Here is an 18695-nt window from a genome sequence, read left to right as displayed (position 1 = left end):
AAACAACAAAAAGAGAAATACTATGACGCGTAAATATTTTGGCACGGATGGCATCCGCGGCCTGGTGGGCACGGCTCCGATCACCCCCGACTTCGTCATGCGCCTCGGCTATGCTGCCGGCAAGGTGCTGGCCAAGTCGCAAGGCGGCAAGACGCGACCGACGGTGCTGATCGGCAAGGACACGCGCATTTCCGGCTACATGCTGGAAGCGGCGCTGGAAGCGGGCCTGTCGGCCGCCGGCGTGGACGTGATGCTGGCCGGTCCCATGCCGACCCCGGCGATCGCCTACCTGACGCGGGCGCTGCGCCTGTCGGCCGGCGTGGTCATTTCCGCCTCGCACAACCCGTACCACGACAATGGCATCAAGTTCTTTTCCGGCCAGGGCACCAAGCTGCCCGACAGCGTGGAACTGGAAATCGAAGCGGCACTCGACGAGCCCATGGCTTGCGTGCCATCGGACAAGCTGGGCCGCGCCAAGCGCCTGGACGATGCCCAGGGCCGCTACATCGAATTTTGCAAGGGTACCTTCCCGAACGAGCTGGACTTGCGCGGCCTGAAGATCGTCGTCGATTGCGCGCACGGCGCCGCCTACCATATCGCGCCGCACGTGTTCCATGAGCTGGGCGCGGAAGTCATCGCCATCGGCAACAAGCCCGACGGTTTCAATATCAATGCGGGCTTCGGCGCCACGGCAACCAAGGCCATGGCCGAAGCCGTCGTCGAGCACGGCGCCGACCTGGGCATCGCCCTCGATGGCGACGCCGACCGCCTGATCATGTGCGATGCCACGGGCCGCCTGTATAACGGCGACGAATTGTTATACGTCATGGTCAAGGACCGCCTGGCGACAGGTCCCGTGGCCGGCGCCGTCGGCACCCTGATGACGAATATGGCGCTGGAAGTGCTGTTCAAGCAGCAGGGCATCGGCTTTGCGCGCGCCAAGGTGGGCGACCGCTACGTGCTGGAAGTCATGAAGGAAAAGGGCTGGATACTGGGCGGTGAAGGTTCCGGCCATCTGCTGTGCCTGGACAAGCACACGACGGGCGACGGCATCGTTTCCGCGCTGCAAGTATTGTCCGCCCTCAAGCGCAGCGGCCAGAGCCTGCAGCAATGCCTGGCCGAACTGGTGCTGTTCCCGCAAACCCTGATCAACCTGCGCGTGGCGCCCGGTTTCGACTGGCAAAAAAATGCCGCCATGGTGGCCGAGAAAGAACTGGTCGAGGCCGAGCTGGGCGACACGGGCCGCGTGCTGATCCGCGCTTCCGGCACCGAGCCGCTGATCCGCGTGATGGTGGAGGCGAAAGATAAGGAAAAGGCCGAGTCGATGGCGCGCCGCATTGCCGACAAGGTCGGTGCATAAAGGCAGGGAGCGATAGTTATTTCCATCTAATTCGTCTATGGCAATTGACGAAATTGGGTGGGGGCGTTATTATCTTGTCTTCGGAGTGTGGCGCAGCCCGGTAGCGCACCTGGTTTGGGACCAGGGGGTCCAAGGTTCGAATCCTTGTACTCCGACCAAAGTCATAAGCGGGCTGTCAGAAATGACAGCCCGTTTTCTATTCCGCGCTGGCATTTCATTGCTGGCGCGCATGGATTAAAATACTGCACCTCTCCGCCCATCGTTCAACGGATAGGACAACGGTCTTCTAAACCGTGAATGGGGGTTCGATTCCCTCTGGGCGGACCAGTTTCATACTGGCCACGATCATGCGGCGCCAAGCTGCCGCAACGCACCCCATCTTTCCCCCACATCCGGTTTCCGCGCAGCTGTTCAGGGCTGCGCGCCCAGCACTAAGCTCAGCAAATACAGCAGCGGCGCCGCGCACAGCAGCGCGGAACACAGCGACAGCACTTTCTTGCTGGCCAGGCGTGCCAGGCGCAGCCGTTCGCGCACGGGCAAGTGCTGGCGCAGCGCATGGCGCGCGCGCGGCTGGAATGGGGATTCATGCATGTGGGCTCCCTCGCAACGGTGACTGAAGATGCCGGTCAGCATAGCGGGAGAGGCATAAAGGCGGTGTAAAGAGTGGGTGGCGCGGCGCAAGCGCGCTGTAAACATGGGTGCGCCGGCGCCGTGTTGCGGGTCTTGCCCGATGCTCTTATTTTGCCTGGCGGCGGCGCGCCAGGACGCCGAGCAGGCCCAGGCCGGCGAGCAGCATGGCATAGGTTTCCGGTTCAGGGACGGCGGAAACGTAGGCGCGGTAATTGCTCAGGTCCTTGGGCAAGCCTGCCACCGTGAAGGTCGTGCCGGCTGCGACGGGCGCTGCCCATTGGAAGACCAGTTCGCCCTGGCCGAAATGGATGGCCAGGTAATCATAGGCCGCCGCACTCGTGAAGGAATTCACCCCGCCGCTGGCGCCTGCCGTGGTGCCCGCGGTGCAGCCTGAGGTGGCATTGTCGCAAAACGAGACGGCCGCACCCAGGCTGGTGCCGAAAACGCCGTTGATATAGCCCTGGATGTCGGTGGGACTCTGCGGCACGAGATTGTCGTTATAGTATTTCACCATGAGGGCAGGTGACGGCGAGTAAGTGACGGTGCTGCCTTCGATGCTGAAACCGCTGGCCGGTCCCACATCGACCCATGTAGCAGCCTGTGCCACGCCCATGCAGGCCGTCAGGGCGGCCAGCATGGATGCCCGTATGGCAATGCTTGTTATGCTTTTCATGAAAATCCCCTTTTATTTTATTGCAGACATTTCACTGCTTCAGGGTGCGCGCCGTCCGGTCAGGGAGGTCGACTTGTCGCCCGGTCGCCTTTGCGTGAGTACGCATATGCAAGCTTAGTCTTGATGTAAATTAATACAATTTAAATAATGCTATTGGCATGCTTGACAACATCGCATACGGCTATGTATGGCTGTGCTGGCGAAAGCCTGCGCGGCGAGCGGAAATGGCGTGACAAGGCACGCTAGCTTGTGCTAGCAATGCATTGAGTAGGGAGAGGGGAGGCGGGTTTCAGTCGTTGTTATTGCTGACGCCGAACAAGCGATCCTTGGCATTGAGCAGCTTTTGCACCTTGGCGCCCATTTTCATCAGCTGCGCCATCGATTCGGGCGACAGGCGCTGCAAGTCGTCGAACCAGGTGTTGGCCAGGTCGACCAGTTCATACATTTCGCGCATGCGCTCCTGCGCATACTGGTCGACGGGTTCCGTGGCCGGCGCCAGCAGCGATTCGCGCAGCACCGTCAGGGTGGGCGCCACTTCGCGGCGGCGGCGCTCGGCGGCCACCACGCGGAAGATTTGCCACACATCACCCAGCGAGGAAAAATACTCGCGCCGGTCGCCGGGGATGCGCGACTGGCGGATCAAGCCCCAGCCCTGCAATTCCTTCAAGCCGATGCTCACGTTCGAGCGTGAAAAACTCAGGTGTTCCGCGATTTCATCCGCGTGTAAAGGATGCTCTGCGACAAACAACAAGGCGTACACTTGCCCCACTGTCCGGTTAAAGCCCCAGCGGCTGCCCATCTCGCCGAAATGGCTGACGAAGGTCAGGATCAGCGGCGTCATTTGGATATGTTGAGTTTTCATAATTATCTGAATTTTTTCACGCCACACCCGCAGGGTCAATTGATATATGTCATGTTTCGCAGTATTATACAAAATATCGAATTTACAGAAAATTCTGAAAACTCAAAAAGTATAGATATGCCTACCACGCCGCTGTCCTTGCCCCGCTTTATCCTTCCCCGTGCCGCCAGCCTGGCGCAGGGCGGCGCCGCCTTGCTGTGGCTGCCGCAAGCGGCCTTGCTGGCCTGGGCCGTGCAAGCCATGCTGGCCGGTGCACCCTGGCGCGCGGCCCTGTTGCCGGCCGCCGGCGTGCTGCTGCTGGGCGTGCTGCGCGCCGGCTGCGAAGCGTGGGGCGCGCGGCGCATGTATGCGGCGGCGCGCGACCACCTGTCCACCTTGCGCGTGCAAGTGGCGCAAGCGCTGGCGCACCGTTCGCCGCTGGACCGCCAGCGCGCCCAGTCGGGCCAGGCGGCCAGCGTCATCGCCGAGCAGGCCGAAGCCATCGTGCCCTACCTGGTGCGCTACAAGCCCGCGCGCTGGAAAGTCATGCTCGTGCCGCTCGTGATCCTCGCCGTGGTGACGCCCCTGTCGTGGATCGCCGCGCTGATCCTGCTCATCGCCGCGCCCCTGATTCCCGTCTTCATGGCCCTCGTGGGCATGGGTGCGCAAGCGGCCAGCCGCGCGCAGATGGTGGAGATGGGCAGCATGAACGCCTTTCTATTGGACCGCCTGCGCGGCTTGGCCACCCTGCGCGCGCTCGATGCCGTCGATGTCACGGCCGAACGCCTGGATGCTTCGTCGCAATCCGTGCGCCGGCGCACGATGGTGGTGCTGCGCATCGCCTTCCTGTCGTCCGCCGTGCTGGAACTGTTTTCCGCGCTCGGTGTCGCCATGGTGGCCGCGTTTATCGGTTTCTCCTTGCTGGGCAGCATCAATTTCGGCACCTGGGGCCGCGAACTGAGCCTGGGGCAGGGCTTGTTCATCCTGCTGCTGGCGCCCGCGTTTTTCGAACCCTTGCGCGAACTGGCCGCCGTCTGGCACGACAAGGCGGCCGGCGAAGCGGGCCTGGCCGGCCTGCACGACCTGGCGGCCGAAGGCGTGCCCCTGCCCGGCGCCGGCGTGGCAGCCGCTGCCGTCTCCGCCGCCGCCATGGCGGTGGCGCCGCCGCCCGCTATTGATATCCATCAACTGCGCTTTGCCCATCCCGGCGAGGCGCCCGTCTTCGACGGCTTCGACCTGACCGTGCGCGCCGGCGAACATGTGGCCCTGCTGGGCGCCAGCGGCGCCGGCAAGACCACCTTGCTGTCCCTGCTGGCCGGCCTGCTGCCCGCCAGCGGCGGCGAGATCCGCATCGGCGGCGTGCGCCTGACCGACGGCACCGTGAATACCTTGCGCCAGCGCATGGCGTGGATGGGCCAGCGTCCCCACGTGTTTGCCGCCTCCGTCAGCCAGAACGTGACCCTGGGCCGCGTCGGCGCGCATGCCGCGCAAGTGACGCAGGCGCTGCACCTGGCCGACCTGGCTGCCGTGGCGCAGGCGCAGCCGGCCGTCATGCTCAGCGATGGCGGGCAGGGCTTGTCCGGCGGCGAAGCCGTGCGCCTGGCCCTGGCCCGCGTGGTCCTGCATCCGCACGCGGACTTGCTGCTGGTCGATGAACCGACGGCCCACCTGGACAGCGAAACGGCGGCGCGCGTGACGGACGCCTTGCTGGAATTGGCGAAAGGCAAGACGATGATCGTCGCCACGCACGACCCCGTGCTGGCCGGGCGCCTGCAGCGCACGGTGCAGGTCGATGCCCTGGCGCAGGCACAGGAGTTGCGCGCATGAACACCACATTGATCTCGCATCCCGTCCTGCGGCAATTACTGCTGGCCCAACCAGGCAAGCTGATCGGGGGCGCCTTGCTGGCGGCCCTGACGGCGGTGTCCGGCATGGCCTTATTGGGCTTGTCCGGCTGGTTCATCACGGCCACGTCGATTGCCGGCCTGCATGCCTCGACGGCCATCCTGTTCGACGTGTTCGGCCCGTCGGCCGGCATCCGCCTGCTGGCCATCGGCCGCACGGGTTCGCGCTATGCGGAACGCCTCGTCACGCACGACGCCACGTTCGCCGCGCTGGCCAGCATCCGCGTGCAACTGTTTCGCGGCTGGTCGCGCCCGGAAGCGGCCAGCCGCCTGCTGCGCCAGCCCGCCAAGCTGCTGTTCCGCCTGACGGCCGATATCGATGCGCTCGAATCGCTGTACCTGCGCCTGCTGGTGCCCGCCTTCACGGCCCTGTGCGCGGCCTTGCTGGCGGGCGTGGCGCTGGGCGTGATGCAGTGGCAGCTGGGCCTGGGACTGGCCGCGTGGCTGCTGGCCGCCGGCGGCGGCATCAGCTGGAGCGTGGCGCGCCGCGCCCGCCGCCCGGCCATCCTGCGCTCGCGCGCCATCGAAAAACTGCGTTCCGGCGCCATCGACCTGGTGGCCGGCCAGACGGACCTGGTGATGGCGGGCCGCATCGACGCCCAGTGCGCGGCGCTGGCGCGGATCGACCGCTCGCTGGCGCAAGCCGATTTCACCCTGCTGCGCCTGGAAACGGCGGCGGGCGCCGCGTATGGCGTGGCCGGCAGCGCGACCCTGGCCGGGGTGCTGCTGGCCGTCGCCGCGCTGGTGCAGCAGCAGGCGCTGAGCGTGCCGGCCGCGGCGCTGGCCCTGCTGATCGCCCTGACGGCCGTGGAACCGTTTGCGGGACTGCGCCGCGGCGCGCTGGAAGCGGGGCGCATGCTGCTGGCCATGCGCCGCCTGGCGCCGCGCCTGGAGCAGCAGGATGTCGCCACGCTGCCCCTGGATGCCGCACCGGGCTTGCGCCTGGAACGCGTCAGCGCCGCGCATGCGGGCAGCCACGTTGCCATCCTGCATGACGTATCGCTGCACATCGCCGCCGGCGAGCGCGTGGCCTTGATCGGCCCCAGCGGCGCGGGCAAGTCCACCTTGCTGGCCCTGGCCGCGCGCGAGTTGGCGCCATTGTCGGGCAAGGTGAGCGCGCCGCGTGCCTGTCTGTTTACGCAGAAGACGGAATTGTTCCAGGACAGCTTGCGCGACAACCTGCGCCTGGCCGACCCCGCCGCCAGCGATGCGCAGCTGTGGGCGGCGCTGCAGGCGGCCGGCCTGGACGACGAGGTGCGCGCCCTGGCAGGCGGCCTCGACACCATGCTGGGCGAGGGCGGCCTGGGCTTGTCGGGCGGCCAGGCACGGCGTTTGGCGCTGGCGCGGCTGTTCCTGCACGAATCGACCTTGTGGCTGCTCGACGAAGCGACGGAAGCACTGAATGCTGGGACGGCAAGCGACGTTTTGCAGCGCTTGCGCGCGCGCTGCGAAGGGCGCAGCTTGCTGATCGCAACCCACTTGCGGCGCGAAGCGGCGCTGGCGGACCGGCTGCTGCGCATCCGCGACGGCCGCATCGTCGAAGAGCTGCGGCGCGGCACGGATGGCTTCGAAGCGGCCCTGGCGGGCTTGCGGGGGGATTGACAAGAACGGAGACAGGCGGTGCCGCACGCCAGCCCGAAGGCGGCGGAACCAATCGAATCGCATCAGATAGATACCAAGTTTACAATTACAGTAGGGAAACACCAAGGAAATCATATGGACTTCGATATTGTCGCTTTATCCAGACTGCAGTTTGCGCTGACAGCCCTGTACCACTTTATATTCGTTCCGCTGACGATAGGCCTGTCAGTGATCCTCGCCATCATGGAGACGGTTTACGTGATGACGAACCGCCCCATCTGGCGCGACATGACCAAGTTCTGGGGTGTCTTGTTCGGCATCAACTTCGCCATGGGCGTGGCGACGGGCATCGTCATGGAATTCCAGTTCGGCATGAACTGGAGCTACTACAGCCATTACGTGGGCGACATTTTCGGCGCGCCGCTGGCCATCGAGGGCTTGATGGCCTTCTTCCTGGAAGCGACCTTCGTCGGCCTGTTCTTCTTCGGCTGGGACAAGCTGTCGAAGCGGGGCCACCTGGTCACGACCTGGCTGGTGGCCATCGGTTCGAACTTCTCGGCCCTGTGGATCCTGATCGCCAACGGCTGGATGCAAAATCCCGTCGGCGCGGCCTTCAATCCGCAAACCATGCGCATGGAAGTGACGGATTTCGGCGCCGTGCTGACGAATCCTGTTGCTCAGGCGAAATTCGTGCACACGGTGTCGGCCGGCTATACGGCCGCAGCCGTGTTCGTGCTGGGTATTTCCGCCTGGTATCTGCTGAAGGGCCGCCACGTGCAGCTGGCCAAGCGCTCGATGACGGTCGCCGCCTCGTTCGGCCTGGCCGCCTCGCTGTCGGTGGTGGTACTGGGCGATGAAAGCGGCTACCTGTCGTCGGAACACCAAAAGATGAAGCTGGCCGCGATCGAGGCCATGTGGACCACGGAGCCGGCCCCGGCCGCCTTCACGGCCTTCGGCTTCCCCGACGCGAAAGCGCGCGAGACGCATTACGCCGTGCACATCCCGATGGTGATGGGCTTGATCGGCACGCGTTCGCTGACGACGGAAATCCCCGGCATCGAGCAATTGGTCGACCGCGGCGAACTGCTGATCAAGGATGGCATCAAGGCGTATGACGCGCTGCAAACCATCCGCAGCGTGGCGCCGGGCAGCCCCGTGCCGCAGGATGCGAAGGACATGTTCGAGTCGAAAGGCCAGTCCATGGGCTATGCCTTGCTGCTGAAACGCTATGTCGACGACCCGCGCCAGGCCACGCCCGAGCAAATTCGCAAGGCCGCGCTCGATACCGTGCCGCCCGTGGCGCCCCTGTTCTGGTCCTTCCGCGTGATGGTGGGCCTGGGCATGTTCTTTATCTTGTTGACCGGCACGTTCTTCCTGCTGTCGACGCGCCGCACCCTGGACAAGCACCGCTGGCTGCTGAAGCTGGCCGTATTCGCCATCCCGCTGCCGTGGGTGGCCATTGAAGCGGGCTGGATCGTGGCCGAAGTGGGCCGCCAGCCGTGGGTGATCGAAGGCGTGCTGCCGACGGCCGTGGCCGTCTCGAACCTGGGCGCTTCGACCCTCCTGATCACGATTGCCGGCTTTGCCGCCATCTACACGGTGCTGTTGATTATTGAAATGAAGCTCATGCTCAAGGCCATCCGCAAGGGGCCGGAAGAGAAGGCGCCGGCCCCCGTGCCAGCCCCCGCAGCCATTCATACTCAACGCGCCTAAGGAGGGCCAGACCATGATTTTGCATGAAATGATTTCTTACGAAACACTGCGCCTGATCTGGTGGCTGCTGATCGGCATCTTGCTGGTGGGCTTTGCCATCACGGACGGCTTCGACCTGGGCACGGGCATCCTGCTGCCCTTCGTCGGCAAGACGGACCTCGAGCGCAGGGTCGTCATCAACAGTATCGGTCCCGTGTGGGAAGGCAACCAGGTGTGGCTGATCCTTGGCGGCGGCGCCATCTTTGCCGCCTGGCCGCAGCTGTACGCCGTGTCGTTTTCGGGCTTTTACCTGGCCATGTTCGTCATCCTCGTGGCGCTGATCGTGCGCCCCGTGGCCTTCAAGTTCCGCAGCAAGCGCGAAGACCCGCGCTGGCGCGCCCGCTGGGATGCGGCCCTGTTCGTGGGCGGCTTCGTGCCGGCCCTGATCTGCGGCGTGGCCATCGGCAACGTGCTGCAAGGCGTGCCGTTCCGTTTCTCGCCAGACATGCATATCTTCTATGACGGCAGCTTCTTTGCGCTGCTCAACCCGTTCGCGCTGCTGTGCGGCCTCGTCTCGGTGGCCATGCTGGTGATGCACGGCGCCACCTGGCTGCAGCTGAAAACGGACGGCCCGGTTGCCGAACGGGCGCGCCGCTACGGCAGCGTGGCGGCGCTTGCCACCGTCGTGCTGTATGCGCTGGCCGGCGTGGCCCTGTGGCTGTGGGTCGATGGCTACCGCATCAGCAGCACGGTGGTGGTCGACGGTCCGTCGAACCCGATGCTGAAAACGGCGGAAGTGCACGTGGGCGCCTGGTTCCTCAACTTTGCCGCCCATCCCTGGACCTGGATCGCCCCTGCGCTGGGCCTGCTTTGCCCGCTGCTGGCCTTCGCCTTCCAGCGCGCGCGCCGCGAAGTGCCCGCCTTGCTGGCCAGCGCGGCTGGCATCGCCGGCATCATCCTCGGCGTGGGCGCGGCCATGTTCCCGTTCATCCTGCCATCGTCGATCGACCCGCGCGCCAGCCTGACGGTGTGGGATTCCTCGTCCAGCCATATGACCCTGTTCATCATGCTGGTCGTCACGGCCGTCTTCATTCCCCTCATCGTGGCGTACACGACGTGGGTATATAAAGTGCTGTGGGGCAAGGTTGATGCAAAAGCAATCAAGGACGACAGCGGTCACGCCTACTAAGAATCAACGAAAGGATATAACTATGTGGTATTTCGCCTGGATACTGGGTCTTCCGCTGGCGGCGACCTTCGCCGTGCTCAATGCGATGTGGTATGAAGTCGCCGATGGCGACACGACGCCCGAGCAGTACCGCGACACGTCAGATTAAGTCCGTGCCGGTTTGACAGGCCCCGCCCCGTGCGCATGCACCGGGCGGGGCTTTTGTTTTGGATCAAAGCAGGATGAATTCGCCGCGGATGCGCAGCTTCATGCCGCGCGGCGCGTCGGCGCCCGCCGCCACGGCCCAGGCCGTGATCCATTGCGCGCAGCGTTCGCGCTCGGCCGCATCGTGCAAGCGTTGCAGGCGCGCATCGGCCCGGTCGATGCGCTGGGCCAGGTACAGGCGCTGGTCCAGGGGATCCGTCTTTTTGCTGTAATGCTGCATGGCGTTTCCTTTCCGCGTAGTAACTTCGTTCGGTCGTGGCATAGCCATCTACGCGGGGGCGGGGCGTCCGGATTCAGTTCAGGCAAAAAAAAGCCACCGCAACGGTGGCTGGCAAGGCGCGCCATCAGGGCGGCGTCTTGCCGGCTGGTTTTGGCGTGGAAATGGCGATCGGGTCGCTGGCCGGGAAGCTTTCCTTCAGCGCTTCATCGAGCGCTTCCTCGGCATGGCTTTCGCTGGCCGGCGTGGGCGAATCGCGTTCCGGTGGCGGGGCAGGTGCGGTGGCGGCGTTGGTGCTCGAATGCATGGTGATCCCCTCGCGGTAGTGCGCCAGGCGGCCGGAATGGGCATGGCGCGTGCTGATGCTTCCAGCCTAGCACATCGCGCAGCGTCCCGCTGCGCCTGCCGAAGGGGATGAGGACGAGGTCTGCTACACTGCGCTCCACTTTTATCGATGGAACCGCCATGACTGCCATATCCCTGCCATACCGCGCCACCGCCCTTGACGCCTGTGCCTGGCTGGCTGAACAGACCGGCACGCCGTGGACCCTGGCGCGCTTGCTGGAGCAGGGCGGCTTGCCCTACGTCTGGCTCGATTACAGCGACGCATGGGCCGAGCTGTTCCATGACGGCGTGACGCGCTATGCGGCGCCCGTCGTGTTTATCGGGGACAAGCAGCACCTGGCCTCGGGCGCGGACGACGTGTGGCTGCGTTTTACGCGCGACTCGGGCAATATCGCCATCGAACTGAAGGCGCCGGGATTGCGCGCGCCGCTGGACGGCTTGCACTTCCAGGAGCGCGACCTGTTGCGTTTGCTCAAGGAGTTGCAGCATCCGCAGCCGGATGTCGCAGAGGCGGACAAGGGCCCCGTGGTCTTGCCCAGCGCCTTGAAGGGCCTGGGGCGCGAGCAGATTCTGCTGGCCTTTGCCGGCGTGGGCAAGGTCGACCTGGACAAGGGGTTGGCCAGCGGCGTGGGCATCTTCGGTGACGATGGCGCGCGCGTGCGCAAGAATTCGCGTGGCGGCAAGAACAGCCATCTGTGGCATCCGGTGACGTTGGCGTTCGGCTTGCACGACGTGCACCGCGTGCCGATGGCGCACCTGAAGAAGGCGTTCGCCACGCAACCGTTGCTGCGCGAATGGAAGGCGGACTGGCTGGAATCGCTGCGCCTGCTGGGTGAGTAAGCAGATGCATCAAGCCTGCCGCGCGTCGTTCATCGCGCCTTGCGCTCGCCACGCGGCATCCTGTTCGACGGTATCAGGCTGTCAGCGTTTATTCGCTTTCCTCGATCCTGCCGCCGCATTGCGTATAGCAGCTGCGGTAATCCGCCTCGCATTGCCACGTTGCAGAGTTGTTTGAGGCGCAATATTGGCGTTTCTTCGAGCACAGTTCCCGGTCCGCATCTGTTTTCGCCACGGCCAGGCAGAGGGAAACGGTACTGACGTTGCGCATCTCGCAAGCTTGCGCCTGGGCCGCGGCAACTTGTTCCTTGCCGGCTATGCATATTTGCCGATTGGTCCCGCAACTCGTCACGCATTGACGCCCCGCATCGGAGTCCGGGGGAATAAAGCGATAGCTTGTGCAGCCCGCCAAGGTGATAGCGAAACAAATCGCGGCGGCAAGGCGGAACAGGAAGGAATTGTGGAATTGCAAGGTACGCATGGTCGAAAAGGGCTTTCCCGTGTAAATGAATTGGCTTGAATATCGTGAATATTGATATTCTGACAGGCGATCATTTCAAGAACAACGGGCTGCAATAATTGTTACATCTTGGCAGGAAGCAGTTTTACAGTTCGATGGGCGCCACCTCGGTGCCGATATCGGGCGCCGCGTAATGCATGCTGAAATACACGAAGGAGCCGATATTGAGGGCGACCGTGATCCAGAACAGGATGCGGAACGAGCGCTTGCTGGACTTGTGGCGCAGCCATTGCTGTGCCAGCACGGCGCCCGGCCAGCCGCACAGCAGCCCCAGCAGCAGCAGGGTGCGTTCCGAGGTGCGCCAGCGGCCCCCTTTGGCGGCCGATTTGTCGATCGCATAGGCAACGAAACAGCTCAGGCTCAGCACGCCATACACGAGGGCGACTAGGGCGGGGATGTGGAAAAAGAACGTGGCCAGCAAATACAGGACGACAAAGAACAGGATGACAAGGTAGGGCATAGGGTGTGTTTGCTTGAACGGAGGACGTGAGTATCCCACAAGGGGAGCGATGCCGCGCCTAAAACAAGCAGCCCTGCGCTGTATCGATGGGCACGGCGCGGCGGCGGGCGTGACCCGTTTTCAGCGCTTCGCGGTCGCTGGACAGGGCGATGCCTTCCAGCGCCAGCAGGGTTTCCTTGGCATGCAGGCCGCCCGCAAAGCCCGTCAACTCGCCCGTGGCGCCGATGACCCTGTGGCAGGGGGCGATGATGGAAATGGGATTCTTGCCGTTGGCGGCGCCCACGGCGCGCACGGCGGCGGGACGGCCGATCTGGCGTGCGATCTCGCCATAGCTGCGCGTCTGGCCATACGGTATCGTCAGCAGTGCGCGCCACACTTCCTGCTGGAAAGGCGTGCCGGCGAAATCGAGCGGCACGTCAAAACGCTGGCGCGTGCCGGCGAAATATTCCGCCAACTGGCGCGCTGTTTCCTGCAGCACGGCGCAACCGTCATCGACGCGCATCGCGCCCAGGCGCACGCGGTTGGGCTTGTCGTTTTCCCACAGGATGGCGGCCAGGGCCGATCCGCGCGCCACCAGCGTCAGCTCGCCCACGGGCGAGGGCACCACGATGCAATCGTATTCCATGTTGGTTCCTTGATCAGAGAGCGCCAGTGTAGCAGGATGGCGGCAGGCCGCGTATCGCGTGTAGGATAGTGCTTTTCGGCAAGGAGCACTGGCTGTGACAGACATTTCCACCTATGACGCTATCCGCGCGATCGCCTTGCGGCTGGTGCGTGAACGCTATCCCACGGCCGTGGCGGCCATCATCGGCGGTTCGTTCGCCACGGGCCGGCAGACGCCCACTTCCGACATCGACTTGCTGCTGCTGTTCGACCACGTCGATTGCGCCTGGCGCGACACGCTCGTGGCCGAAGGGCGCACGGTGGAACTGTTCGCGCACGACATGGCCACGTTCACGTATTTTTGCAAGGAAATCGATGCGCCGGGCGGCAAGGTGCCGCTGGTGATGATGGTGGTGGAAGGGGAAAACATCCTTGCGCCCGGAGCGCAGCACGCGCAGCTGCTGGCGCTGGCGCAAGCCATCGCCGCAGCCGGGCCGCCCTTGCTCGACGTGGAAAACCTGCAGCGCCGCCGCTACGCCATCACCACCGCGCTGGAAGACCTGGTCGACAGCGTGCACCCGGGCGAGGCGCTGGCCGTGGCTTGCCAGCTGTACGAAGCGCTGGCCGACCTGCACTTGCGCGCGGCGGGCGTATGGAGCGGCGGCGGCAAGCATCTGTTCCGCCGCCTGCAGGCGTTCGACGCCGCCGTCGCCGGGCAGCTGGACGGCGCGCTGCGCCTGGTCGCCAGCGACTTGCCGGCCGGCCAGCGTGCGTTCGGGCAGGTGGCCGGCGCCGTGCTGGCGCCCGTGGGCGGTCCCTTGCTCGAAGGCTTCACTTTGCCCGCGCCCGCGCACTGGCGCAGCGCGCCGGCAGCCTGATGCACTGCGTCCCGCTTAAAATGCCGTGCGCACGGCCAGGCTGATGTTGCGCGGTTCGCCCCAGAACACGCCGTCGAAGAAGCCCACGTTGCGGTAGTACTTTTTGTCGAGCAAGTTATTCACGTTCAGCTGCACGCTGGCATGGCGGTTGATGGCATAGCTGGCCATGGCGTTGACCAGCGCATAACCGGCTTGCGGGATGTTCGTCATCTCGCTTGACGGCGGACGGCCGTACCACGATTCGCTGTAGGTGGCGCTTTGCGCCGTCATGCTGGCGCCCGCTTTCAGCCCTGCCAGGCGGCCGTCGAAACGGTAGCTGGTGGCCAGGCGCAACAAATGGCGCGGCTGCGTGGTGGCGGCGCGGCGGCCATCGGCCTCGGCCGCGTGCAGATAGGTATAGCCGCCGCTCGCTTCCCAGGCGGGCGTTAACTGGCCGGAAACGTCGAATTCGACGCCCTTGGCCGTCACGCCGGCGCCGTTGGCCACCATGGCCTGGCCGCCGTCGGGCAGCAAAAAGCCGGGCGGCACGGAACGGTCGAGTTCCGCCAGGTTCTTTTTCTTCGTGTGGAACAGGGCGGCCGACGCATTCAGCTTGCCTTCATAGAATTCCCCCTTGACGCCCAGCTCGGCATTGTCGCCCGTTTCCGGCGCCAGGAACTGGTTGTTGCGGTCCTTGCTCGTTTGCGGGTTGAACAGCTGCGTGAAGCTGGCGTAGGCCGAATATTGCTTGTTGATATCGAACACGGCGCCCACGTACGGCGTGACTTCATTGCGCGTTTCCACAAAGTCGCTGCTGCCCGTGTACACGCCTTGCGTGTTGTAGCTGCGCGTGTCCGTGCGATAGGTGCTGCTGCGCGCGCCGATGATCACGTGCAGCGGGTCGGCCAGGCTCAAACGCGTGGCCACATAGCCGCCCGCCAGGCGCGTCACGCTTTCCGTGTGCGAGCCATCCGGGGTGAACACGGGGCGGGGGATGTTGCCCGTCCAGCTGCGGTAATCGGGGACCAAAGGTTCATAGTCGATTTTCGCCTTGCCGCCGGGGGAGCGATCCTGGCCGTTATTGCCATTCCAGCCGATGATGGCCGTGTGCTTGCGTCCCAGCAAGGTAAATGGTCCGCTGGCGTAGACGTCGAAATTGTCGCTGTTCCTTTCTCCCGCACCCCGGGCGCCCGTCCACAGTTCCATGCCTTTACCCGTGGCGGGATCGGGATAACCTTTGCCCGCATACAGAACGGTGGTGCGGTTCGTGCTTTCCGTGCGCGCATAGCCGAGGTGCAGATTCCAGTTGCCCGGCAGGCGCTGGTCCACCGAGGTGAACACCGTGTGCTGCTTTTCGGCCCAGGTGCTCCATGGCGCCGTCCAGCTGGTGTTGCGCGGCAAATTCGCCAGGCTGCCGTCCGCGTTCCAGTAGGGCACGGCGCCCCAGGTGGCGCCCGTGGGCTGGTTGTCCTGGAAGTCGACGCCCGCCGTCAGCAGGGTGCCGGGACGCAGGTCCGCCTCGACGATGAGCATGCCGACCGTCTTGCGTTCGTGATACATGTCCAGGTAGGAGTCGCGTTTTTGCCACGCCAGGGCCGTGCGCGCGCGCACGCTGCCCTGCGCGTTCAGCGGCGTGGACAGGTCGGCCTCGACGCGCTGATCATCCCAGCGGCCCATGATGAGGCCGGCGCTGGCCTGGAATTCCTTCGTCGGCCGCTTGCGTATCATGTTGATGGTGGCCGACGGGTCGCCCTTGCCGCCCATCAGACCGGTGGCGCCGCGCACGACCTCGATGCGGTCGTACAAAATCGTGTCTTGCAGCGGCGCATTGCCGCCGCGCGCCATGCCGTCGATCTGGATATTGTTGATGCCGAAGCCGCGCGCATAAAAGGTCGTGCGCTCCGTGTCATTCTGGCCAACCTGGATGCCCGTCGTCTGCGCCAGCGCCTGGTCCAGGCGCACGGCGCCCAGGTCGTCGAGCAACTGGCGCGTGATGACGCTGACCGATTGCGGCGTTTCGCGCAGGGACAGGTCCATGCGCGTGGCGCTGCGCGCTTCGCCTGTCGTGTACGACTGCGTGCCTTCCGTGCCGGCCATCGACTGGCCCAGCACGGTGACGGCCGGCATGGTGACGTCGGCCGCGGCGGCGTCGGCGGCCTGGGCCGGCAAGACTGTGCCGGCGGCTAGGCTCAGCAGGGCGACGTGTAACAGGCGGGGGAGGGGGCGCAAGGCGGGCTGGCGCGAAGGAGGGAAGACTGTCGTTGATTGCATCATTTTCCTGGCATATTGTAGTTGTGTGTTTTCCTATCTCGTCTGGCGAGGTGCGCAGTAGCTGGGGGATGGCGTGACGCTGGCCCGTGGTCTGGCTTGGATAGCAGTTCCACCGCAAGGCCCGGCGCGTGCGGGCAGTGGAAAAGAAGGGCGCGCGATTCCCTTCACTTATGTGAATAAGAATCATTATCAATATAAGTGGTATTTGTTAAATAATCAAGCGTGCGCACCAAAAGAGTGCGGCCAGGCCAAGGGCGGCGCATGGGCTGGCCTTCTGCGATAATGCAGGCGCTGATAAAATATTTTCCTTATTGAAAGAAATGCATGCGTACATGGATCGCTTGTGCCGGATGGTTGTGTGTCGTGTCGCTGGGCCAGGCCCAGGAGCACGCGCCGCCGGCTATCCCCGCGCCGCTGCAGAGCGCCAGCGTGCCGCCCGCCGCCGTCGCGCCACCGCCGCTCGTGCCGCCACCCCCTGCGCCAGCCACGCCCGTGGCGCCAGCGGCGCCGGCGGGCGCGGAGGAAACCTTGCCATCGCAAACGGTGACGGTCACCGCCAGCAGCGACGCCAAGGCGCCGCGCGTGCGCTTCACGGCTTACCGCGACAGTTATCTGACGGCCCGGAAAGTGTGGCAAGTGTCGAGCGGCAGCGTGGTCATGGCCCTGCGCCTGATTCCGGCCAAGCTGAGCGCCACCATCGACGACGTGCGCGTGGCCTTGCAAGGCAATGGCGCGCCCATGCCGATCAAGGTGTCCGACGGCGGCGTGTTCGTCGTGCCGCTCAACGAAGACATCGCCGCGCAGGACGGTACTTTCCTGGTGAATAAGAACAGGGGCGAGTTGACGGCGAATATCGTGCTTCAGCCGTCCGTGGCGCGCGATGCCTGGAACGTCAAGCGCGTGGGGCAGGTCTTGCAGGACGCCCGGCGCGCCGTGCGGGCCATCACGCCGTGGTACAAGCGGCCGTTCGCCAGCGATGTGCAATCGCTGGCGTTTTGCGCTGCCGAGCGGGGCAGCGCGCTGCAACTGGTCGAAGGCGAGCAGCTGATCGCCACCCTGCCCATGAACGAGGCCGCCGTCAACGACATCAACCAGCCCGTGTTTTGCAAGATTTTCGATGGCGAAGACAAATACCCGGGCCACTACCGCGTCGTCTTGCCCGAGCAAGCCACGGTGCTGCTGCTGTAGAAGCTAGCTAGGCTGGCGCTGCACCAGCTCCAGCGCCGCCGCCAGGGCCAGGTCCATCGTGGCCTGGTGAAAGATCAGCCATTGCGGCAACAGCGACAGCGCATGGCGCCCCTGTTCCAGGTCGCCTTCATCGACGGCGGCCCAGGCATGGTGCAGACCGCTGAGCACGCGCGCATGCTGTTCGCGGTGGTTGGCCAGCGAGGGAAAGGCGATTTGCTCCATCAAATCCTCTTCCTCGCGGAAATCGCGTTCGACGGCCGCGATCAGCTCGCGAAACGCCATGCTGAAATGCTGGTCGCCCAACTGCTGCAGCCGCGCCAGTTCCTGAAACAGCGCCTCATGCGCCTCGTCGATGACGGGAACGCCCAGCGCCATCTCATCCTTCCAATCCGATTTACCCATGCTGATGCTCCAGGTTAAGTCCGTCACGGTGCGAAGCGGACTGTTCCAGTTTGGGCGCAGCAAAGGTGGAAATCCATGATCTGGATCAAAAGTGTGATGAAGAGGGAAGGAAGGCAATACGAAAAAAGCAAAGTACATAAGGGAACAAATCCCCACCCGCAACAAAGCGGTTTTCATCGATGCGACGTGTTACCGAGCGCCGCTGAAAAACGCCGCTGGCAAGGCGCCGCGCCGAAGGCAGTACGAATGTACGACTAGGCACGGCAACGCAGTCAGCGGTGTTTTCTCAGCCGCGCGTCTTATTGCTTAGGCCAGTGGGCCCACATGCCTTGCGCATCGACATTCGGCACCTGCAACTGCTGCCCGGCGGACGTCTGCATCGCGTCGCGCAGCACGAGGGGTACGAGCAGCAAGGCCGACAGGGCAAGGCAAGCCAGCACTTTGAGCGTCAACATGGTCGTCTCCCGGTGTCCCGGCGGCGGCGCGGGGATGCGGCGCCTGCCGGTCACTTCCTTATGTACTACCATGCTTGCAGTTTAGTTCATCTGATTGAAACTTCAATTTATTGCTGTGATGCACCGCACCAGTTCGCCCATTGCCAGGAGCTTATTTCGCCTTGCGGCTGCGCCGCGGCTTGCCTGTCGGGGGCAGGAAGGAATCGAACCACACTTGCGTCACGCCGGTATTTTTCGCCGCTTCGCGCTTGACGGCGGCCGTCGCATGGCCGCGCGCCGTGTTGGCGATGCGGTTGGCGGCGCTCAGGTACATGCTCATCCAGGGGTTTTTCATGGGAAGCCTCGCAGACAGTGAGTGGGGCGGCGCGGGTTTATCGCCCTGCCGCCATGCCCTCACTGTAGTCCGATGATTGGCGCCGACCGTGCGCCGGCCCACATAGCCGGGCGGCGCCGGCGATGGCTTGAG

At 64.5% G+C, this 18695-nt stretch carries 21 protein-coding genes and 2 tRNA genes; 11 read left to right on the top strand and 12 right to left on the bottom strand.

What is annotated here, in order from left to right:
* Positions 1–22 precede the first annotated feature (22 nt).
* From glmM to O0879_RS07730, 3 genes are all read left to right on the top strand, one after another.
* Positions 23–1360: a phosphoglucosamine mutase gene (glmM, locus tag O0879_RS07740; protein WP_077402831.1), complete on the top strand. Its 1338-nt coding sequence runs from the start codon at positions 23–25 to the stop codon at positions 1358–1360.
* Positions 1361–1441: 81 nt separating this feature from the next.
* Positions 1442–1518 (top strand) — tRNA-Pro (locus O0879_RS07735).
* A gap of 94 nt (positions 1519–1612) precedes the next feature.
* Positions 1613–1687: transfer RNA gene (locus O0879_RS07730), tRNA-Arg, on the top strand.
* Between the two features lie 84 nt (positions 1688–1771).
* Here the strand turns inward: O0879_RS07730 and O0879_RS07725 are convergent.
* The 3 genes from O0879_RS07725 to O0879_RS07715 all read right to left on the bottom strand — a co-directional run bounded on the left by O0879_RS07725 (position 1772) and on the right by O0879_RS07715 (position 3504).
* Positions 1772–1951, bottom strand: coding sequence for a hypothetical protein (locus tag O0879_RS07725; RefSeq protein ID WP_251351227.1), 180 nt, complete (start codon positions 1949–1951; stop codon positions 1772–1774).
* Positions 1952–2096: 145 nt separating this feature from the next.
* Entirely contained in the window at positions 2097–2663 is a 567-nt protein-coding gene (locus tag O0879_RS07720) for a PEP-CTERM sorting domain-containing protein (RefSeq protein ID WP_099664489.1), read from the bottom strand.
* Between the two features lie 289 nt (positions 2664–2952).
* Positions 2953–3504: a GbsR/MarR family transcriptional regulator gene (locus tag O0879_RS07715; protein WP_175560510.1), complete on the bottom strand. Its 552-nt coding sequence runs from the start codon at positions 3502–3504 to the stop codon at positions 2953–2955.
* A gap of 138 nt (positions 3505–3642) precedes the next feature.
* Between O0879_RS07715 and cydD the strand changes: the two genes are divergently transcribed.
* From cydD to cydX, 5 genes are all read left to right on the top strand, one after another.
* On the top strand, positions 3643–5331 hold the full coding sequence (cydD, locus tag O0879_RS07710) for a thiol reductant ABC exporter subunit CydD (protein WP_289915747.1): 1689 nt from the start codon (positions 3643–3645) through the stop codon (positions 5329–5331).
* Positions 5328–7010: an ATP-binding cassette domain-containing protein gene (locus O0879_RS07705; protein WP_289915744.1), complete on the top strand. Its 1683-nt coding sequence runs from the start codon at positions 5328–5330 to the stop codon at positions 7008–7010. Before cydD ends, O0879_RS07705 begins: the two co-directional genes overlap by 4 nt.
* 114 nt (positions 7011–7124) lie before the next feature.
* Positions 7125–8702: a cytochrome ubiquinol oxidase subunit I gene (locus O0879_RS07700; RefSeq protein WP_289905483.1), complete on the top strand. Its 1578-nt coding sequence runs from the start codon at positions 7125–7127 to the stop codon at positions 8700–8702.
* Between the two features lie 13 nt (positions 8703–8715).
* On the top strand, positions 8716–9870 hold the full coding sequence (gene cydB, locus O0879_RS07695; protein ID WP_099664485.1) for a cytochrome d ubiquinol oxidase subunit II: 1155 nt from the start codon (positions 8716–8718) through the stop codon (positions 9868–9870).
* Between the two features lie 22 nt (positions 9871–9892).
* Positions 9893–10018 (top strand): cytochrome bd-I oxidase subunit CydX, encoded by a 126-nt coding sequence (gene cydX / locus O0879_RS07690; RefSeq protein ID WP_077402854.1) that lies wholly within the window; start codon positions 9893–9895, stop codon positions 10016–10018.
* Between the two features lie 63 nt (positions 10019–10081).
* On the opposite strand, the gene O0879_RS07685 is transcribed toward cydX, so the two are convergent.
* Both O0879_RS07685 and O0879_RS07680 read right to left on the bottom strand, forming a co-directional pair.
* The gene (locus O0879_RS07685) at positions 10082–10294 is read right to left on the bottom strand and encodes a hypothetical protein (RefSeq protein WP_099664484.1); all 213 of its coding nucleotides are present in this window, start codon (positions 10292–10294) and stop codon (positions 10082–10084) included.
* Between the two features lie 124 nt (positions 10295–10418).
* Positions 10419–10598 carry a hypothetical protein gene (locus tag O0879_RS07680; RefSeq protein WP_289915742.1) on the bottom strand — a complete coding sequence of 60 codons (180 nt, stop codon included), beginning with the start codon at positions 10596–10598 and terminating at the stop codon, positions 10419–10421.
* Between the two features lie 158 nt (positions 10599–10756).
* On the opposite strand from O0879_RS07680, the gene O0879_RS07675 reads away from it, so the two are divergent.
* Entirely contained in the window at positions 10757–11476 is a 720-nt protein-coding gene (locus O0879_RS07675; RefSeq protein WP_289898943.1) for a hypothetical protein, read from the top strand.
* A gap of 88 nt (positions 11477–11564) precedes the next feature.
* On the opposite strand, the gene O0879_RS07670 is transcribed toward O0879_RS07675, so the two are convergent.
* The 3 genes from O0879_RS07670 to O0879_RS07660 all read right to left on the bottom strand — a co-directional run bounded on the left by O0879_RS07670 (position 11565) and on the right by O0879_RS07660 (position 13078).
* Entirely contained in the window at positions 11565–11954 is a 390-nt protein-coding gene (locus tag O0879_RS07670; RefSeq protein ID WP_251351233.1) for a hypothetical protein, read from the bottom strand.
* 124 nt (positions 11955–12078) lie between these two features.
* Entirely contained in the window at positions 12079–12453 is a 375-nt protein-coding gene (locus O0879_RS07665) for a DUF1294 domain-containing protein (protein ID WP_289915740.1), read from the bottom strand.
* 58 nt (positions 12454–12511) lie between these two features.
* Entirely contained in the window at positions 12512–13078 is a 567-nt protein-coding gene (locus O0879_RS07660; protein WP_289915738.1) for a methylated-DNA--[protein]-cysteine S-methyltransferase, read from the bottom strand.
* Between the two features lie 94 nt (positions 13079–13172).
* Between O0879_RS07660 and O0879_RS07655 the strand changes: the two genes are divergently transcribed.
* A complete protein-coding gene (locus tag O0879_RS07655; protein WP_289915736.1) occupies positions 13173–13934 on the top strand; it encodes a nucleotidyltransferase domain-containing protein in 762 nt (253 codons plus the stop codon).
* Positions 13935–13949: 15 nt separating this feature from the next.
* Here the strand turns inward: O0879_RS07655 and O0879_RS07650 are convergent, their stop codons facing one another.
* On the bottom strand, positions 13950–16184 hold the full coding sequence (locus O0879_RS07650; protein ID WP_289911551.1) for a TonB-dependent siderophore receptor: 2235 nt from the start codon (positions 16182–16184) through the stop codon (positions 13950–13952).
* A gap of 324 nt (positions 16185–16508) precedes the next feature.
* On the opposite strand from O0879_RS07650, the gene O0879_RS07645 reads away from it, so the two are divergent.
* On the top strand, positions 16509–17372 hold the full coding sequence (locus tag O0879_RS07645) for a hypothetical protein (RefSeq protein WP_289911550.1): 864 nt from the start codon (positions 16509–16511) through the stop codon (positions 17370–17372).
* A gap of 3 nt (positions 17373–17375) precedes the next feature.
* On the opposite strand, the gene O0879_RS07640 is transcribed toward O0879_RS07645, so the two are convergent.
* The 3 genes from O0879_RS07640 to O0879_RS07630 all read right to left on the bottom strand — a co-directional run bounded on the left by O0879_RS07640 (position 17376) and on the right by O0879_RS07630 (position 18563).
* Entirely contained in the window at positions 17376–17774 is a 399-nt protein-coding gene (locus tag O0879_RS07640; protein WP_099664476.1) for a hemerythrin family protein, read from the bottom strand.
* Between the two features lie 299 nt (positions 17775–18073).
* Positions 18074–18229 (bottom strand): hypothetical protein, encoded by a 156-nt coding sequence (locus tag O0879_RS07635; RefSeq protein WP_180278567.1) that lies wholly within the window; start codon positions 18227–18229, stop codon positions 18074–18076.
* Positions 18230–18380: 151 nt separating this feature from the next.
* On the bottom strand, positions 18381–18563 hold the full coding sequence (locus O0879_RS07630) for a hypothetical protein (RefSeq protein ID WP_251351239.1): 183 nt from the start codon (positions 18561–18563) through the stop codon (positions 18381–18383).
* Positions 18564–18695: the final 132 nt, after the last annotated feature.

Origin of the sequence: Janthinobacterium sp. SUN120 (assembly GCF_030397735.1) — a bacterium.
Lineage (GTDB): Bacteria > Pseudomonadota > Gammaproteobacteria > Burkholderiales > Burkholderiaceae_D > Janthinobacterium > Janthinobacterium kumbetense.
The sequence above is the reverse complement of the archived record's forward strand: the minus strand, read 5'-3'. Positions and strand labels throughout refer to the sequence as shown.

Excerpts from the sequence above, each read along its gene's own strand:
- O0879_RS07725 (WP_251351227.1), bottom strand. The coding sequence starts at position 1,951 with ATGCATGAATCCCCATTCCAGCCGCGCGCGCGCCATGCGCTGCGCCAG.
- O0879_RS07680 (WP_289915742.1), bottom strand. The coding sequence starts at position 10,598 with ATGCATTCGAGCACCAACGCCGCCACCGCACCTGCCCCGCCACCGGAA.
- O0879_RS07660 (WP_289915738.1), bottom strand. The coding sequence starts at position 13,078 with ATGGAATACGATTGCATCGTGGTGCCCTCGCCCGTGGGCGAGCTGACG.
- cydX (WP_077402854.1), top strand. The coding sequence starts at position 9,893 with ATGTGGTATTTCGCCTGGATACTGGGTCTTCCGCTGGCGGCGACCTTC.
- O0879_RS07635 (WP_180278567.1), bottom strand. The coding sequence starts at position 18,229 with ATGTTGACGCTCAAAGTGCTGGCTTGCCTTGCCCTGTCGGCCTTGCTG.
- O0879_RS07720 (WP_099664489.1), bottom strand. The coding sequence starts at position 2,663 with ATGAAAAGCATAACAAGCATTGCCATACGGGCATCCATGCTGGCCGCC.
- O0879_RS07630 (WP_251351239.1), bottom strand. The coding sequence starts at position 18,563 with ATGAAAAACCCCTGGATGAGCATGTACCTGAGCGCCGCCAACCGCATC.
- cydD (WP_289915747.1), top strand. The coding sequence starts at position 3,643 with ATGCCTACCACGCCGCTGTCCTTGCCCCGCTTTATCCTTCCCCGTGCC.
- O0879_RS07645 (WP_289911550.1), top strand. The coding sequence starts at position 16,509 with ATGCGTACATGGATCGCTTGTGCCGGATGGTTGTGTGTCGTGTCGCTG.
- O0879_RS07705 (WP_289915744.1), top strand. The coding sequence starts at position 5,328 with ATGAACACCACATTGATCTCGCATCCCGTCCTGCGGCAATTACTGCTG.
- O0879_RS07640 (WP_099664476.1), bottom strand. The coding sequence starts at position 17,774 with ATGGGTAAATCGGATTGGAAGGATGAGATGGCGCTGGGCGTTCCCGTC.
- glmM (WP_077402831.1), top strand. The coding sequence starts at position 23 with ATGACGCGTAAATATTTTGGCACGGATGGCATCCGCGGCCTGGTGGGC.
- O0879_RS07665 (WP_289915740.1), bottom strand. The coding sequence starts at position 12,453 with ATGCCCTACCTTGTCATCCTGTTCTTTGTCGTCCTGTATTTGCTGGCC.
- O0879_RS07675 (WP_289898943.1), top strand. The coding sequence starts at position 10,757 with ATGACTGCCATATCCCTGCCATACCGCGCCACCGCCCTTGACGCCTGT.
- O0879_RS07650 (WP_289911551.1), bottom strand. The coding sequence starts at position 16,184 with ATGCAATCAACGACAGTCTTCCCTCCTTCGCGCCAGCCCGCCTTGCGC.
- O0879_RS07700 (WP_289905483.1), top strand. The coding sequence starts at position 7,125 with ATGGACTTCGATATTGTCGCTTTATCCAGACTGCAGTTTGCGCTGACA.
- O0879_RS07715 (WP_175560510.1), bottom strand. The coding sequence starts at position 3,504 with ATGACGCCGCTGATCCTGACCTTCGTCAGCCATTTCGGCGAGATGGGC.
- O0879_RS07685 (WP_099664484.1), bottom strand. The coding sequence starts at position 10,294 with ATGCAGCATTACAGCAAAAAGACGGATCCCCTGGACCAGCGCCTGTAC.
- cydB (WP_099664485.1), top strand. The coding sequence starts at position 8,716 with ATGATTTTGCATGAAATGATTTCTTACGAAACACTGCGCCTGATCTGG.
- O0879_RS07670 (WP_251351233.1), bottom strand. The coding sequence starts at position 11,954 with ATGCGTACCTTGCAATTCCACAATTCCTTCCTGTTCCGCCTTGCCGCC.